The 15,645-nt window shown below is 71.3% G+C and carries 16 protein-coding genes; 7 read left to right on the top strand and 9 right to left on the bottom strand.

The window, feature by feature from the left end:
- Position 1: 1 nt before the first annotated feature.
- The 4 genes from GC722_RS02955 to GC722_RS02940 are packed head-to-tail and all read left to right on the top strand — an operon-like array spanning position 2 to position 5,394.
- Entirely contained in the window at positions 2-1,450 is a 1,449-nt protein-coding gene (locus tag GC722_RS02955) for a magnesium chelatase (RefSeq protein ID WP_156607855.1), read from the top strand.
- Positions 1,451-1,461: 11 nt separating this feature from the next.
- Positions 1,462-3,435, top strand: coding sequence for a vWA domain-containing protein (locus tag GC722_RS02950; RefSeq protein WP_156607853.1), 1,974 nt, complete (start codon positions 1,462-1,464; stop codon positions 3,433-3,435).
- Positions 3,436-3,493: 58 nt separating this feature from the next.
- Complete coding sequence (locus GC722_RS02945; protein ID WP_197429725.1) at positions 3,494-4,783, top strand: sensor histidine kinase; 1,290 nt, start codon at positions 3,494-3,496, stop codon at positions 4,781-4,783.
- The gene (locus tag GC722_RS02940; RefSeq protein WP_156607849.1) at positions 4,780-5,394 is read left to right on the top strand and encodes a response regulator transcription factor; all 615 of its coding nucleotides are present in this window, start codon (positions 4,780-4,782) and stop codon (positions 5,392-5,394) included. Before GC722_RS02945 ends, GC722_RS02940 begins: the two co-directional genes overlap by 4 nt.
- A gap of 432 nt (positions 5,395-5,826) precedes the next feature.
- Here the strand turns inward: GC722_RS02940 and GC722_RS02935 are convergent, their stop codons facing one another.
- Positions 5,827-6,051: a hypothetical protein gene (locus GC722_RS02935; RefSeq protein WP_156607848.1), complete on the bottom strand. Its 225-nt coding sequence runs from the start codon at positions 6,049-6,051 to the stop codon at positions 5,827-5,829.
- A 1,127-nt stretch (positions 6,052-7,178) separates the two neighbouring features.
- Entirely contained in the window at positions 7,179-7,415 is a 237-nt protein-coding gene (locus GC722_RS02930) for a hypothetical protein (RefSeq protein ID WP_156607846.1), read from the bottom strand.
- A gap of 25 nt (positions 7,416-7,440) precedes the next feature.
- Between GC722_RS02930 and GC722_RS02925 the strand changes: the two genes are divergently transcribed.
- Complete coding sequence (locus GC722_RS02925) at positions 7,441-7,713, top strand: VHS/ENTH/ANTH domain-containing protein (protein ID WP_156607844.1); 273 nt, start codon at positions 7,441-7,443, stop codon at positions 7,711-7,713.
- On the opposite strand, the gene GC722_RS02920 is transcribed toward GC722_RS02925, so the two are convergent.
- Complete coding sequence (locus GC722_RS02920) at positions 7,710-8,237, bottom strand: GNAT family N-acetyltransferase (protein ID WP_197429724.1); 528 nt, start codon at positions 8,235-8,237, stop codon at positions 7,710-7,712. The genes GC722_RS02925 and GC722_RS02920 overlap by 4 nt on opposite strands.
- Positions 8,238-8,438: 201 nt before the next feature.
- Between GC722_RS02920 and gdhA the strand changes: the two genes are divergently transcribed.
- Positions 8,439-9,776, top strand: coding sequence for an NADP-specific glutamate dehydrogenase (gdhA, locus tag GC722_RS02915; protein WP_331714335.1), 1,338 nt, complete (start codon positions 8,439-8,441; stop codon positions 9,774-9,776).
- Positions 9,777-9,848: 72 nt separating this feature from the next.
- Positions 9,849-10,289 carry a VOC family protein gene (locus GC722_RS02910; protein WP_156607842.1) on the top strand — a complete coding sequence of 147 codons (441 nt, stop codon included), beginning with the start codon at positions 9,849-9,851 and terminating at the stop codon, positions 10,287-10,289.
- A 42-nt stretch (positions 10,290-10,331) separates the two neighbouring features.
- Here the strand turns inward: GC722_RS02910 and GC722_RS02905 are convergent, their stop codons facing one another.
- From GC722_RS02905 to GC722_RS02880, 6 genes are all read right to left on the bottom strand, one after another.
- Positions 10,332-11,354 carry a Gfo/Idh/MocA family protein gene (locus GC722_RS02905; protein WP_156607840.1) on the bottom strand — a complete coding sequence of 341 codons (1,023 nt, stop codon included), beginning with the start codon at positions 11,352-11,354 and terminating at the stop codon, positions 10,332-10,334.
- A complete protein-coding gene (locus tag GC722_RS18060; RefSeq protein ID WP_231747380.1) occupies positions 11,351-12,241 on the bottom strand; it encodes an NAD(P)-dependent oxidoreductase in 891 nt (296 codons plus the stop codon). The genes GC722_RS02905 and GC722_RS18060 overlap by 4 nt, the downstream gene beginning before the upstream one ends.
- Positions 12,238-12,993 (bottom strand): SDR family NAD(P)-dependent oxidoreductase, encoded by a 756-nt coding sequence (locus GC722_RS02895; RefSeq protein WP_156607838.1) that lies wholly within the window; start codon positions 12,991-12,993, stop codon positions 12,238-12,240. The genes GC722_RS18060 and GC722_RS02895 overlap by 4 nt, the downstream gene beginning before the upstream one ends.
- A gap of 41 nt (positions 12,994-13,034) precedes the next feature.
- Positions 13,035-13,907, bottom strand: a complete 873-nt coding sequence (locus tag GC722_RS02890; protein WP_156608744.1) for a carbohydrate ABC transporter permease — start codon at positions 13,905-13,907, stop codon at positions 13,035-13,037.
- Complete coding sequence (locus tag GC722_RS02885) at positions 13,904-14,914, bottom strand: carbohydrate ABC transporter permease (RefSeq protein WP_156607836.1); 1,011 nt, start codon at positions 14,912-14,914, stop codon at positions 13,904-13,906. The genes GC722_RS02890 and GC722_RS02885 overlap by 4 nt, the downstream gene beginning before the upstream one ends.
- A gap of 12 nt (positions 14,915-14,926) precedes the next feature.
- On the bottom strand, positions 14,927-15,645 hold a 719-nt coding region (locus tag GC722_RS02880), incomplete at its 5' end, for an extracellular solute-binding protein (RefSeq protein ID WP_156608742.1).

The following is a 15,645-nucleotide window of genomic DNA, read 5'->3' as shown; positions in this document are numbered from 1 at the left end:
CATGACAGCCAGCACACCACCCGCCGCCACCACCCTGGGCGAGCTGCGGGCGTCCGGCCACCGGCACCGCAGCGTCAAGGCCGAGCTCCGCGACAACCTGCTCGAGCGGCTCCGCGCCGGCGCCCCCTCGCTCCCCGGGCTGGTGGGGCTGGACGACACCGTGCTGCCCGAGGTCGAGCGGGCCCTGCTCGCCGGGCACGACTTCGTGCTGCTCGGCGAGCGGGGCCAGGGCAAGACCCGGCTGATGCGGACGCTGGCCGGGCTGCTGGACGAGTGGACCCCCTACATCACCGGCTCGGAGCTGCACGAGCACCCCTACGACCCGATCACGGTGGGCAGCCGGCAGCGGGCCGCCGAGCTGGGTGACGACCTCCCGGTCAGCTGGTGGCACCGCGACGAGCGCTACACCGAGAAGCTGGCCACCCCCGACACCAGCATCGGCGACCTGATCGGCGACGTCGACCCGACCCGGCTGGCGGAGGGGCGCTCGCTGGGCGACCCCGAGACGGTCCACTACGGGCTGCTGCCGCGGGGGCACCGCGGCGTCTTCGGCATCAACGAGCTGCCCGACCTGGCCGAGCGGATCCAGGTGGGGCTGTTCAACGTGCTCGAGGAGCGCGACATCCAGGTCCGCGGGTACGCGCTGCGGCTGCCGCTCGACCTGCTGGTGGTGGCCTCGGCCAACCCCGAGGACTACACCAACCGCGGCCGAATCATCACCCCGCTCAAGGACCGCTTCGGCGCCGAGATCCGCACCCACTACCCCACCGAGATCGAGCACGAGGTCGCCCTGGTGCGCCAGGAGGCCGAGCTGGCCGTCGGCCGGCTGCCCGACGGCACCGAGGTCGTCGGTGCGGTGCCGGAGCACCTGCTGCGGGTGGTGGCCGAGCTGACCGACGAGCTGCGAGGCTCCAGCGCCATCGACCAGGCATCCGGGGTCTCGGCCCGCTTCGCGGTGGCGGCGGTCGAGCAGCTGTCGGGGGCGGCGCTGCGACGGGCCGCCATCACCGGCGACCCGCACCCGGTGGCCCGCATCGGCGACCTCGCGGCGGTGCTTCCCACCCTGCGCGGCAAGCTCGAGTTCGAGATGGGCGAGGAGGGCCGTGAGGACGACGTGGTCGAGCACCTGCTGCGGATGGCCACCGCGACCGTCTTCCGCGACCTGCTGGCCGGTGTCGACCTGACCGGCTTCACCGACCTGTTCGCCGAGGACGCCACCGTCGAGACCGGCCCGCTGGTCACCTCCACCGAGCTGCTGGCCCAGTTCGAGCGGGTGCCCGGCCTGTCCACCGTGATGGCGGCGCTGCGGGTGCACGAGGACACCGTCTCCCCCGGTCAGGCCGCCGCCGCGATCGAGCTGGTCTGCGAGGGGCTGTACCTCACCCGCCGGCTCTCCAAGGCGACGGTGGACGAGCACCGTCGCGGCCAGCGCACCGTCTACGGCAGCTGAGGAGGACGCCGATGAGCACCCGCCGAGGACGCTGGTCCTATCGCGCCTGGCACGACGGCCCCGACCCGCTGGCGCCGCCGTTCGACCTGCGCCGGGTCGTCGACGAGGTCGGGGAGCGGGTGCTGGCCGGCGAGAGCCTGCGCGACGTGCTCGACGAGCTGCGCCGCCACGGCACCCGCCAGACCCCCGGGGTGGACGCGCTGCGCCGCCGGCTGGCGGAACGGCGCCGCGAGCTGCGCCGCCGGGGCAACCTCGGCGGGGTGCTGGACCAGGTCCGGGCGGCGCTGGACCAGGCCCTGGCCGCCGAGCGCGACGCCCTCGCCGAGGACCCGGGCGAGGAGGCCCGCTGGGCCGAGATGGAGCTGGACACCCTGCCGGACTCCACCGCGGCGGCCGTCCGCGGGCTGGCCGACTACGAGTGGCGCTCGGAGGAGGCGCGGCAGACCTACCAGCAGATCACGCAGATGCTCCGCGAGCAGGTGCTGGACCAGCAGTTCGCGGGGATGAAGCAGGCCCTGTCGGGGCAGGACCCGGAGTCGTCGCAGCGGCTGCGCGACATGCTGGCCGACCTCAACTCGCTGCTCGCCTCCCACGCCCGCGGCGAGGACACCACCCAGGCCTTCGCCGACTTCATGGCCGCCCACGGCGACTTCTTCCCCGAGCAGCCGGCCGACACCGACGAGCTGATCGAGCTGCTCGCCCGCCGGCAGGCCGACGCAGAGCGGCTGATGCGCTCCCTCAGCGCGGAGCAGCGCGCCGAGCTGGCCGACCTGATGCAGCAGGCCCTGGGCGGCGACCCCGACCTGGCCAGCCAGCTCTCCCAGCTGCGGGACAACCTGAGCGCGCTGCGGCCGGGGATGATGAACGGCCGCGGCTTCGACGTCGACGGGCAGGAGCAGCTCGGCTACGGCGAGGCCGTCGGGGTGGTCTCCGACCTGGCCGACGTCGAGTCGCTGCAGCGCCAGCTGGGCCAGGACTACGCCGGCGCCGGTCTGGACGACGTGGACGTCGAGGCGGTGGAGCGCCAGCTGGGCGGTGAGGCGGTGCGCGACCTGGAGCAGCTGCGCCGGCTGGAGCGCGAGCTCGAGCGCCAGGGGTGGCTGCAGCGCGACGCCGAGGGTCTCAGCCTGAGCCCCAAGGCGCTGCGCCGGCTGGGCGAGACGACGCTGCGGCAGATCTTCGCCAGCCTGGAGGCCCCCCGCACCGGCAGCCACGACGACCAGCGCACCGGCGCCGCCGACGAGCGCACCGGCGCCTTCCTGCCCTGGGAGCTCGGCGGGGAGAAGCCGGTCGACGCCGTCCGCACGGTGATCAACGCCGTGGCCCGCCAGCCCCGCCCCGAGCCCGGGCAGCGGCTGCGGCTGGCGCCGGAGGACTTCGTGGTGGCCGAGACCGAGCGGCGCACCAGCGCCGCGGTGGCGCTGTGCGTGGACCTGTCGTTCTCGATGATCCAGGCCGACCGGTGGGGCCCGATGAAGCAGACGTCGCTGGCGCTGGCGCACCTCATCGGCACCCGGTTCCGCTCCGACGCCCTGCAGATCATCGGCTTCGACCTGATGGCCCGGCGGCTGTCCCCGGTCGAGCTGGCCGCCGTGGAGCCGGCGTGGGTGCAGGGCACCAACCTGGCGCACGCGCTCTCGCTGGCCGGACGGCACCTGCACCGCCACCCGGAGGCGGAGCCGGTGGTGCTGGTGGTCACCGACGGCGAGCCGACGGCGCACCTGCTGCCCGACGGCAGCCCGCACTTCGCCTGGCCCACCGAGCGCGAGACGCTGCGGGCCACCCTGCAGCAGGTGGACCGGCTCACCCGCGCCCGGGCCACCCTCAACTTCTTCCGGCTCGGCGACGACCCCGGGCTGGAGCGGTTCCTCGACGCCGTGGCCCGGCGTGCGGGCGGACGCGTCTTCAGCCCCCAGCTCGGCCGGCTCGGCGAGTACGTGGTCAGCGACTACCTGCGCTCGCGCCGCGGCCGTCGGGCGGCCTGATGCCGGTGGACGAGGCACGCCGGATGGGAGGATGTGCGCCGATGGGAGGATCGAGGCCATGAGCCCCAGCCCCGGTGACCTGCGGCGCAGCACCGGCCGCTTCGTGCTGTACGTGCACTGGTCGCTGTACGTGCTGCTGCTCGTCGAGCTGAGCGCGGCCGTCCTGGTGGCCGCCGCCACCGACGACGGCGCGCCCCCCGGCCCGGCCCTCGCCCTGGCCGTCGCGGTGGTGCTGCACACCGCCGGCAACCTCGCCTGGATGCGCTGGTCGCTGCACACGGTGCGGCACCCCGTCCCGGTGCCGCGCCGGCTCCGTCCGCTGCTGGCGCTGTGGGTGCTCTTCACCCTCGCCACGGTGCTGCTGTCCCCGGTGGCCCTGGGCGGTCTGGCCACCGGCTGGCCGAGCGTGGCCGTCATCGTGACCAGCCTGAGCATGGCCGCCTTCGCACCCCGGCTGCCGTGGTGGCTGGTCACCGCGACGCCGGTGGTGACCGCGGCCCTCGTGACGGCGGTGCTCGCGCCGGTGCTGGGGAACGAGCTGCCCACCGTCGCCGGCCAGATGGTGGCCGTCTCGCTGATCTACGCCTTCTTCGTGGCCAGCTTCTGGCTGTCGGGGTGGATGCTGCGGGTGATGTACGCCCTGGACGACGCCCGTGGCCAGTCGGCCCAGCTGGCCATCGCCGAGGAGCGGCTGCGGATCTCCCGCGACCTGCACGACGTCTTCGGCCGGACCCTGGCCACCGTGGCGGTCAAGAGCGAGCTGGCCGCGGAGCTGGCCCGTCGCGGGCGTCCGGAGCGGGCGGCGGACGAGATGGCCCAGGTGCGCCGGATCGCCGACGAGGCCGGCAAGGAGGTGCGCCGGGTGGTGGCCGGGGTGCGGGGCTCCGACCTGCCGCAGGAGCTGGTGGGCGCCCGGTCGCTGCTGTCCTCGGCCGGCATCGAGTGCGTGCTGTCCAACCAGCTGCCCGAGGGCCGGGTGGCCCCCGAGGTCGGTGCGGTGCTCGGTGCCGTGGTGCGGGAGGCGGTCACCAACGTGATCCGCCACAGCCGGGCGCGCAGCGCCCGGATCACCCTCCGGCTCCTCGACGGCCCCACCCCGGCGGTCGAGCTGGTGGTGGTGAACGACGGGCTGCGCGAGCCCGAGCACGACGACGGCAGCCGCGGCAACGGCCTGCTGGGGATGACGGAGCGGCTGGCCGCCGTGGGGGGCGGCCTGAGCCACCGGATCGACCCGGACGCCGACACGTTCACCCTGACCGCCGTGGCCCCGCTGGCCACCGCCGACGCCGGCGCCGCACCCGCCGCGCCGCCGGCGGGCTCCCCCACCCTCGCCGAAGGAGTTCGATGAGCGACCCGATCCGCGTCCTGCTGGCCGACGACGAGGGGCTGATCCGCGACGCGCTGTGCAGCCTGCTCGAGCTGGAGGACGACATCGAGGTGGTGGGGCGGGCCGCCCACGGCGAGGAGGCCGTGGTGGTGGCGGCCAAGGTCCGTCCCGACGTCGCGGTCCTCGACCTGCAGATGCCCAAGCTGGACGGCATCCAGGTGGCCGAGCGGCTGGCCGGCGACCTGCCCGGCTGCCGGTGCATCATCGTCACCTCGCACGGACGTCCGGGCTACCTGAAGAACGCGCTGGCGGTCGGGGTGCGCGGCTTCCTGCCCAAGACGGTGAGCGCCAGCACGCTCGCCTCGGTGGTGCGGACGGTGGCCGGCGGGGGCCGCTACGTCGACCCCGAGCTGGCCGCGGACGCCATCAGCGCCGGCGACTCCCCGCTCTCGCCCCGCGAGGCCGACGTGCTCGCGCTGGCCGCCGAGGGCAACCCGATCGACGAGATCGCCCAGCGGGCCTCGCTGTCGGTGGGCACCGTCCGCAACTACCTGTCCGCCGTGGTGGGCAAGCTCGGCGTCGCCAACCGCCACGAGGCCGTCCACCTGGCCCGCCGCAACGGCTGGATCTGACTCCGCGAGTCTCAGGCGTCTGGCCCGGGACTGGAGCCGCGGACTCCGAGGCCCTTGCGCTGCAGCTCGTTGATGACGCCGTGCAGCGTGCGCCTCTTTCGACCGCGCACAACTCAGGCCGTCAAACCCAAGACAACCAGCGCAGTACTGCGGAGCCGCCACCTCATGGTAGGTACCGAAGAGCGCGGTCGGAAGGATGCATCCACATCCGTCCAGATGTTCGCATCCGTCATTTCTTGACTGCCCCTCGAATCATCAGGAACCCTTCATGATGGTCAGTGGTCCAGTACGCCGAGCCATCAGATTCGGTCACAATCTGTATGGCGAACAGGCGAACTCATCGAACTACCCCTCGGGATAGCTCAAGCCGCTGGCATCGCGAAGCAGGGCCTATGCGGATACTGCCAAGTGCTAATCAGACACTTCAGACGCTCATACGTCCCATGGGAGCGGGAGTGGCTCTAGCAACACAGCACGCCCCCAATCTGGGGAATCCTCGATGGGGATGCCGTAGTCCGCCAGATACTGGCACAACACCTCAGGCGTGAGGCGCTTCTTAATGAGGCGTGCCTTGTACCGCTCCAGTTGTTCGAACTCGAACGGCTCACCGAATCCGCTGAACGACCAGCGCGAGCCGTCGCGGGCCACGGTTACCACGCGACGACTGTAAGAATGGTCCCGCGCCGTGCTGGCTTCGTGCACTGCAAGTGAACGGGCCGGATACTCATGGCCGTCTTCGACACAGAGTGCCGCGACGACCCGAGAGCAAACGCCGTCACCTATCGTGGCAATAGGCAGAACTCCCAGATCGGTCCCGTTTTGAGCGTTGTTCAGCATGACTGTCCAGCGACCGAGGGGGATTAGCGCATGGTGAGTGCGAAATGGGGAAGCCACTGAGCGTAGGGAAGCCACTGCGTCGTCCATACCCCGCCAGAAGTGCCCGGCTCGCCGCAAAGGTCTCTCAACTGTGTGCAACTCGGGTGCGGGGTCGTTGCCTGCACGCCAGGGCCCCCGCTCACCCCGAAGCTCCGGTCCAGGCGCGAGGAGGACCGTGGCAGTCAGAGACTGAGTAAGCCAATCCGCTAGGTCCGGAACCGGCGCGTCGAAGTAACCAATTGTGGACAGCACGCTGCTTCGCGTTGCACTTGGCACGATCCCTGCCTGTGGCGACGATGACGTCATCGTTTGCCTAATCTATCAAGTGGAGCTCGGAGTGCCCCGACGGATCGTTACTCAACATTCACTGTTCATGCTGAGCGCCGCGCGGATTTCTCATTGGCTCAATCAATGGGCACCGTCTTTCTAGGTGCCTTGTACGCCTTCCTGGCCTGGGGCGTCGATACTACTGGGCCGACTCGGCCGTCGGCGCTCAGTTGGGAATCGGCCGGTCGCGGGGTCGTAGTCCCGGGCGCCGATGCCCACGAGTCCGAGGGTGGGAGCGTCCAGGCCGCCGACGAAGCCGTTCCAGGGTCACCCACTCCGGGTTCCCTGCCGCAGCCACCATGTCGGCGAACGTCAGCAAGACCAGATGGCTCTCCCCATCACGCAACTCCACCTGCCCGCCGGGCCGCCACACCTGCTCCTCCTCGCCATGGAACATCCATCCCCCGTTGACCACAGTCATCGACTCCGGAGCTTCCATCTCCGCCTTCAGGGTCGGGCGTTCCCGCTGACGACAAAGCCCGCTCGATCGACTCACCCCCATGAGGCACGGGACCATCAACGGCGCACTCAGGCCGCAGGCGCCGCGGGAGCACCACTTCCGACTACTCGCGCAGCAGTCCCTACTTGGGCCGGTGTGCCGTTCGCAGGACCTCGCTGAGCCCGTCCCGCAGCGCCCGAGCTTGGTCGGACGTAACGCCGAGCCTGGTGCCGAACTCCCACTCCTCGACAGCCTCAAGCGCCTCGTTGATGGCTGCGGCCATGGTCGCCAGCTCCTCCCGGGTCGTCGCGATGATCAACGTGTCGTCGGCGGATTCATCGTCACCGGACCAACGCGAGTCGTGACTCAAGATCTTCATCGCGCGCCTCACTGCAGATCAGGAAGTGATCGTCGTCGCCGGTGCCGTCTGGACGCTGGACATCTCGCTCATCCTGCACGACGAGCACGCCGACGTCGCGGCGTGGCACCGCGAGCTGAGGGCCCGGCTCACCCCGGGGCAGCGACGCACGATCCTGGCGGTCAAGACCGCTCTCCGCGAGGGGCCCGACTACCCCGGTGGCCTCGCCGTGTACACCGCGGTGCTGGAGGAGGGCGTGGCCTCGGTCGAGGAGCTCAGCCGGCGGCAGGCCCCGTCCGGAGGTGACGGCGCGCGCTAGCCGCCCGCCGCACCGGACGGACGCTGGACGGCACGGGCCCGCCACACGACGTCCCGGGCGGGATCGCCGCTCGGGCTGCGTTCGACGCGCTCGACCCGGAAGCCCTCACGCTCGTAGAACGCCCCGGCGCGCTCGTTGGCCGCGAAGTGCTCGATGGCGACCCGGTCGACGTCGGGCGGCAGCTGGGCGACGAGGGCGTCGACCAGGCGGGGGCCGAGGCCTGCGCCGCGGTGGTCGGGGGCGACGTACAGCTTGTAGATGACGTGGTCCTCACCGCTGCGGCCGCGCTGCCCGACACCCACGACCTCCCCGTCGGCGACGGCGACGGCGACGACCACCTGCCCCGCTGCCACGGCGGCGCCGATGTGGGACTCCTCCCACCAGGTCCGCACCTGCTCGGCGGCCGCCTCCTCGCCGATCAACGGGGCGTAGTGGGCGACGACGTGCGTCTCGCCGAACCCGCACACCGCCGCCACGTCGTCGGGCACCGCGGTCCGCACGAACCACCGGTCGACCGTCGCCACTCCGGCACCTCCTGAGGACGCTTCTCGGCACCAGCAGGGTAGGACCCCTGCCCCGCGCCGCGGCACCCCGCACCGGCTGCCGTCTCAGCGGGTAGGCAGGTCGGCTGCCGCCGCGGCGACATCAAGCAGGATGTCGGGGGTACTTCCTGCGGGACCACGCCGGCAGACCCGCGACACACGCTCGACGACGAGAGGCAACCCGTGCCCCACCCGACGCTGACCGCTCTGTACGACGAGGTGCTGCGCCGCAACCCTGGCGAGGACGAGTTCCACCAGGCCGTCCGTGAGGTGTTCTCCAGCCTCGGCCCGGTGCTGGAGAAGCACCCCGAGTACGCCGACGCGGCCGTGCTGCAGCGGCTCTGCGAGCCGGAGCGGCAGATCATCTTCCGGGTCCCCTGGCACGACGACCGCGGCACCATGCAGATCAACCGCGGCTTCCGGGTGGAGTTCAACTCCGCCCTGGGCCCCTACAAGGGCGGGCTGCGCTTCCACCCGTCGGTCTACCTGGGGATCGTGAAGTTCCTCGGCTTCGAGCAGATCTTCAAGAACGCGCTGACCGGGATGCCGATCGGTGGCGCCAAGGGCGGGTCGGACTTCGACCCCCGCGGCCGCTCCGACGGCGAGGTGATGCGCTTCTGCCAGTCCTTCATGACCGAGCTGTACCGCTACCTCGGCGAGTACACCGACGTGCCGGCCGGCGACATCGGCGTCGGCAGCCGCGAGATCGGCTACCTGTTCGGCCAGTACAAGCGGATCACCAACCGCTACGAGTCCGGGGTGCTCACCGGCAAGGGCCTGACGTGGGGCGGCTCGCGGGTGCGCACCGAGGCCACCGGCTACGGCACCGTGCTGTTCACCCAGGAGATGCTGCGCACCCGGGGCCAGGACCTCGAGGGCAGGCGCGCGGTCGTCTCCGGCTCCGGCAACGTGGCCATCTACGCCATCGCCAAGCTGCAGCAGCTCGGCGCCACCGTGGTGGCCTGCTCCGACTCCGACGGCTACGTGGTCGAGGAGGGCGGGATCGACCTCGAGGCCCTGCGCGAGGTCAAGGAGGTCCGACGGGGACGGCTGTCGGACTACGCCCAGGGCCGTGACGCCACCTACTCGACCAACGGCAGCATCTGGGACGTCCCCTGCGAGATCGCGCTGCCCTGCGCCACCCAGAACGAGCTGGGCGTCGACCACGCCCGGACGCTCGTCGGCTCGGGCGTGCTGGCGGTCGCCGAGGGGGCCAACATGCCCTGCACGCCCGACGCGGTGCGGGTGCTGACCGAGGCCGGGGTGCTCTTCGGCCCCGGCAAGGCGGCCAACGCCGGTGGTGTGGCCACCAGCGCGCTGGAGATGCAGCAGAACGCCAGCCGCGACTCCTGGACTTTCGAGCACGCCGAGGAGCGGCTGACCGAGATCATGGTGGGCGTCCACCAGCGGTGCGCCGAGACCGCGGAGGAGTACGGCGAGCCCGGCAACTACGCGCTCGGTGCCAACGTCGCGGGCTTCAAGCGCGTCGCCGACGCGATGATGGCCCTGGGCACCATCTGAGCGGGTCACCCCGGGCCGGATGCGTGCGCGAGGGGGCTGCCGCCGCGGCCTGCCGACCGGCATGATCGGCTCATGGACCCTGCACCCCGCACCCTCCAGGTCGTCGTCGACACCGCCGACGCCCTGACCCTGGCCGACTGGTGGGCCGAGACCCTGCAGTGGACGGTCGAGCCGACCGACGAGGAGTTCGTGCGTCGGATGGTCGACCAGGGCTACGCCACCGAGGCCGACACCACCACCCACCACGGCCGGCTGGTGTGGCGCGGGGCGGCCGCCATCACCCCCGACCCAGAGGCCGGCCGTGACCGGCTGCGCGTGCTCTTCCAGGACGTGCCGGAGCCGAAGACGGTCAAGAACCGGCTCCACCTGGACGTCCGCACCGGCGACAAGGACGCCGCCCGGGCCGAGCTGGAGGCCCGCGGCGCCAGGTACGTGGCCACGCACAGCCAGGGCCCGATGTCGTGGCACGTCATGCTCGACCCCGAGGGCAACGAGTTCTGCGTCAACGACTGACGGCAGAGCTCCCGGCACGGGATGCGCCCGGTCGCACCCCCGTCACGGTGCCACGGTCACGCCGCCGGAGGCAGCCGACCGGTGGGCCGCCTCGAGCACCCGGACCACCGCCGCCGCCTCCTGCGGATCGACGGGGACCGGGCCGTCGCCGTGGACGGCGCGCGCCAGCGACTCGTAGAACTCGTCGCAGGCCTGCAACGGGGCCAGCCCGTCGAACCGCACCACGTCCCGTCCCGGTCGCACCAGCCGGAGGGCGTCGAAGTCGTCGGCCACGATCGTCCCGGCGCTCCCGAAGACCGCCCACTTCGGCAGGTCGACGTCGCACTCACGGAAGACCTCGATACGGGCCACGACGCCGTCCCCGTAGTGCAGCCGGACGTCACCGTGGTGCTCGACCTCATCCCCCTCGTAGCGGTGCATCGTGGCCGAGACGCACTCCGGGAGCCCGCCGTGCAGGAGCAGCTGGTGGTCCACGAGGTGCGGGGCGATCAGGTTGACGACTCCGCCACCGCCGGCGGTGCTGTGGGCCCAGGCAGCCGGCTCGGTCCCGGCGTGCGCGCGCTCGCTCCCGGAGACGGTGTACCTGCCCCGGTGCATCCGGCGTTCCTCGCTGCGCCACACCTGCCCGATCGCTCCCTCGGCCAGGAGCTGGCGGATGATCTGGAACGACGGTTCCCAGCGGCGGTTCTGGAAGACGGTGAGGATGCGCCCGCTCCGCTGTGCCGCCGCCATCATCGCCTCGGCCTCCGCCCGGGTCGAGGCCATCGGCTTCTCCACCACGACGTGCTTCCCGGCCTCGAGGGAGGCGATGGTCATCGGCGCGTGCTGGTCGTGCGGTGTCGCCACGACGACCAGGTCGACGCGCTCGTCGTGCACGAGGTCGAGCCAGGTGGCGTGACCCGTCGCCCCGAAGCGTCGCGCTGCTTCCGCCGTGCGCTCCGGCCGGCGGGCGCTGACGGCGACGACGTCGTAGTCCGGGGAGTGCTCCAGCGTTCCCTCGGCGTGGTAGAACCAGCCGCTGTTCCCGAGCCCGATGATGCCGACACCGATCGGTCGCCTGCTCATCGCCCGCCCTCCTCCGCGGTCGGCTGCGCCGCCACTCCGTCACTCAGGTACCACTCGACCAGAGCGGTCTGCGTCCAACGCCGGTCCCCTGCCGCCAGGACGTCCTCGAAGACCTCCCGCAGCGCGGCGGTGAACGGCACCCGAGCCCCGATCTCCGCGGCTGTCTGCAGCACGTAACCCATGTCCTTCGAGTGCAGCGCCATGGTGCCCGACGTCCCGTAGCGTCGCTCGACCATCGCTGGTAGCACCCGCTCGAGCATCCCCGAACGCGCACCGGTCCAGCTCAGCGCCTCGGGCAGCCGCGCGAGATCGACACCGGCGTGCTCGGCGAAGCCCAGCACCTCACCGATGACGCCCATGAAGACGCCGTTGAGCGTGTTCTGCACCAGCTTGACGTACTGGCCGTGCCCGGGTGGCCCCATGTGGAAGGCGCGTACTGTCACGGCGTCGAGCCAGGTCCGCACGCGTCGGACGTCCTCCTCCGTGCCCCCCACGAAGGAGACCAGTCCCTCCGGCCCGTAGCTCACCGGCGCGTCGACCATCGCCACCTGCCGACGGCGGCCGAGCTCGACGAGCGCGAGCGTGCGCGCCGGCAGGTTGGTGCTCATGTCGACGCAGACCGATCCCCCAGCCATGGACTCGAGCACCCCGCCCCCCAGCAGGACCGCGTCGACGACGTCGGCGTTCGGCAGCGACAGCACGACCACGTCGACCGCAGCCGCCAGGGACCGCGGGTCCTCGTGGACGACCGCGCCCGCCTCGCGCGCCCGCGCACGGGCGTCTGCGTCGATGTCGTGGCCATGGACCTGCAGCCCGGACGCCCGGGCGGAGGTCACGAGGTCGTGGCCCACGTTCCCGAGCCCGATGAGACCGAAGGACGTGCTCATCGGCTTCCTGCCCCTCCCCCGTCGACGGGGATCGTGGTTCCGGTGATGAAGCTGGCGTCGTCGCTGGCCGCGAAGGCGATCGCGGCAGCGATCTCCTCCGGCTCCGCGAGCCGGCGGAGGAGGTTGGAGCCCTCGGCCGCTCGCATCCGCTCGCGTGCGGCCTCGGGGTCGGCGTGGTCTTGCAGGTGCATCTCGGTGATCGTGCCGCCGGGAGCGATGCCGACGACACGGACCCCCTGCGGAGCGAGGGCAGCGGCCATGGAACGGGTGACCGAGACCAGGGCCGCCTTGGTGGCGTCGTAGATCCAGCGACCAGCTCTGGACCGGTAGGCCGCCTCGGAGGAGACCGTCACCACCACTCCGCGGGTGGCCACCAGCGCCGGCACCAGCTCGTGGACGAGCTGCGCCATGCCGCGGACGTTGACCGCGAAGAGTAGGTCCCAGCCGGCCAGCCCCCGTTCCAGGAAGGGGTTCTCCTGCGAGCCGTCCACGTGCACCAGGCCTGCGCAACCGATCAGGCCGTGGATCCGCGGGTGCTCGGCACGGAGAGCGGCCGCGGCCTCCGAGACCGAGCCCTCCGAGGCGAGGTCGAGCACCTGCGCCGTGGCGGTGCCGCCGGAGCCGGTGATGGAAGCTGCTGTCGCCACCGCGCCGGCGTGGTCCCGGTCCAGGAGCACGACGTGCGCGCCCTCGGCCGCCAGCAGGACGGCGGTGGCGCGGCCGATGCCGGAGGCGGCACCGGTGACCAGCATGACTCGGTCGGTGAAGCGGTCGAGGGGTCGATGTCGTGGAGTCACTTCATTCCTGTCGTCGAGATGCCGTCCAGCAGCAGTCGCTGGAAGGCGAGGAAAAAGCCGATGACCGGCAGCAGGGAGAGCAGCGACATCGCGAAGAGGCCGCCGTAGTTGGAGGTGCCCGAGGCGTCGACGAAGAGGGCCAACCCGATGGGCACGGTGTAGTTGGCCTGGCTCGTGAGGTAGATGAGGGGGTTGAGGAAGTCGTTCCAGGACCAGATGAAGGAGAACGCCGCGGTGGTCGCCAGGGCCGGGACGGCGAGCGGCACCATGATCTGGGCGAAGATCCGGGCATGCCCGCAGCCGTCGATGCGAGCGGCGTCGACGAGGTCCTTCGGCACGAGCCGGAAGAACTGGACGAGCAGGAACACGAAGAACGCCTCGGTGGCCAGGAAGCGCGGCACCACGAGCGGCAGGAACGTGTCCACCCAGCCGAGTGAGTTGAACAGCAGGTACTGCGGGATGAGCAGCACGTGGTACGGCAGCATGATCGTGCCGATCATGAGGGCGAACCAGATCTTCCTCCCGCGGAACGGCAGCCGCGCGAAGGCGTAGGCGGCCAGGGCGCACGAGGTCACGTTGCCCACCACGGCGAGCACCGAGATGATGAGCGAGTTCGCGAAGAACGTCCCGAAGCTCGTCTGCGCCACGCTGGTCCATCCGTGCACGAAGTTCTCCAGCGTCGGGTTCGACACCCACAGGCTGTCCTCGATGAGGACCTGCTCCGACGGCCGGAAGGCCGACGTCGTCATCCACAGCAGGGGGTACGACATGACGAACGCCGCGGAGACCAGCGCGACGTGGATCAGGGTGCGCTGGGCGGCGTGGCCCGCCGTGCTCCGGGGCCGCCGGGCCGAGGTGGCACTGCTCATCGCTCCTCCCCCTCCCCGTAGTGGACCCAGAAGCGACCGCTGGCGAAGACGACCGCGGTCACCGCCGCGATGGCGGCCAGCAGGACCCATGCCATCGCAGACGCGTAGCCGAACCGCAGCTCCGTGAACGCTCGTTGGTAGAGCAGCAGCGTGTAGAAGAGTGTCGAACCTGCTGGCCCTCCGGTGCCGCCGCTGACCACGTACACCTGGGTGAACGCCTGGAAGCCGCCGATGATCGCGAGGATGCCGTTGAACAGCACCACCGGCGAGATCGACGGCATGGTGACGTACCAGAACCGTGCCCGGCGACCGGCTCCGTCGAGGGCAGCGGCCTCGTAGAGGCTGACCGGCACCTGCCGCAGGCCGGCGAGGAAGATGATCATGGGCGACCCGAACGTCCACACGTTGAGGACCATGATCGTGATGAGCGCGGTGTCGGGGTTGCCGATCCAGCTGCGGCCCTCGACGCCGACCAGCGACAGGACCCCGTTGAGGAGTCCGGACTCGCCCCACACGAAGCGCCACAGCACCGCGATGGCCACGCTGCCGCCGAGCAGCGAGGGGATGTAGAAGACGGTCCGGTAGAGCCCCAGGGCCCGGATCCCCTTGTTGAGCAGCGCCGCGACCGCGAGGGCGAAGGCGAGCATCACCGGCACCGACACGAGCACGTACAGCAACGTCACGCGGACCGAGCCCCAGTACGCCGGGTCGACGGTGAACATGATCCGGTAGTTGTCCAGCCCGACCCACTCCATCCGGGCGAAGGAACCCGAGAAGTTGGTGAACGAGAGCACCAGCGAGGCCAGCATGGGCAGGACGGTGATCCCGAAGAAGCCGAGCAGCCACGGCGACAGGAAGACGTAGGCCGCCGCGGTCGTACGAGCGGATTCGTTCCACCAGGCTCGGGTGGGGGCCTCGACGCCCGGCGGCCGGGCGGGGTTGTTGTCGGGTGCTTCGGGTTGCGTCCGCTCGACCCGTCGCGACGCGCCTCTCTCCGTGACGACCATCGGGGCCTCCGGTCAGAACCCGGAGAGGGCGGTCTCGACCTGGGCGATGAAGGCGTCCGCGGCGGCCTCGGGAGTCGACTGCCCGAACGCGACCTCCTCCCACTGGGTGGTGAACTGGGTCACCAGCTGCTGGGTGCCGTCGGGCCACACGTCCACCGTCGCGCCCCGGGCCAGCAGCTCCTCGTAGAGCGCGATCCGCTCCTTGATCGACGGCGCGACCTCGTCGGAGGCCACGAGCTCCTGGGCGATGCTGGTCACCGGCGGGAGGCCGGTCTGCGTGTCGAGGGTGACCGCGGCCTCGGAGGAGTTGATGAAGTAGTCGATGAAGGCGGCGGCTGCTGCCACGTTCGTGCAGTTCTCCGCGATCGACCAGGAGTTGGCGCCGACCACCTGCGGCGCCCCGCCGGTCGGCGCGGGTGCCATCGAGACCGCACCGCGGCCGTTCTGGTCGAGGGAGATCTGCATGTCGGAGGTGTTGTTGTCCCCCGTGGCGCTGACCAGGGTGAGCCCGACAGCCATCATGCCCTGGTTGGTGGGCACACCTGCGTACTCCGAGGCGACGTCGGCGGAGGGTGTGACGCCGTCCTCCATCGCACCGAGCCACAGCTCGAACCACTCGACGAGCGTCTCCCGCGAGAACCCTGCCGAGGTCTCGGCGAAGAGGTCCTCCTGCCGGCTCAGCGCCCACATCTGGAACTGGGTGATGCTGCCACCCTGCGAGGCGAGGGCGT

It is taken from the genome of Auraticoccus cholistanensis (assembly GCF_009742705.1).
GTDB classification, from domain to species: Bacteria; Actinomycetota; Actinomycetes; order Propionibacteriales; family Propionibacteriaceae; genus Auraticoccus; species Auraticoccus cholistanensis.
This window is presented reverse-complemented; position numbering and strand designations above follow the sequence as displayed.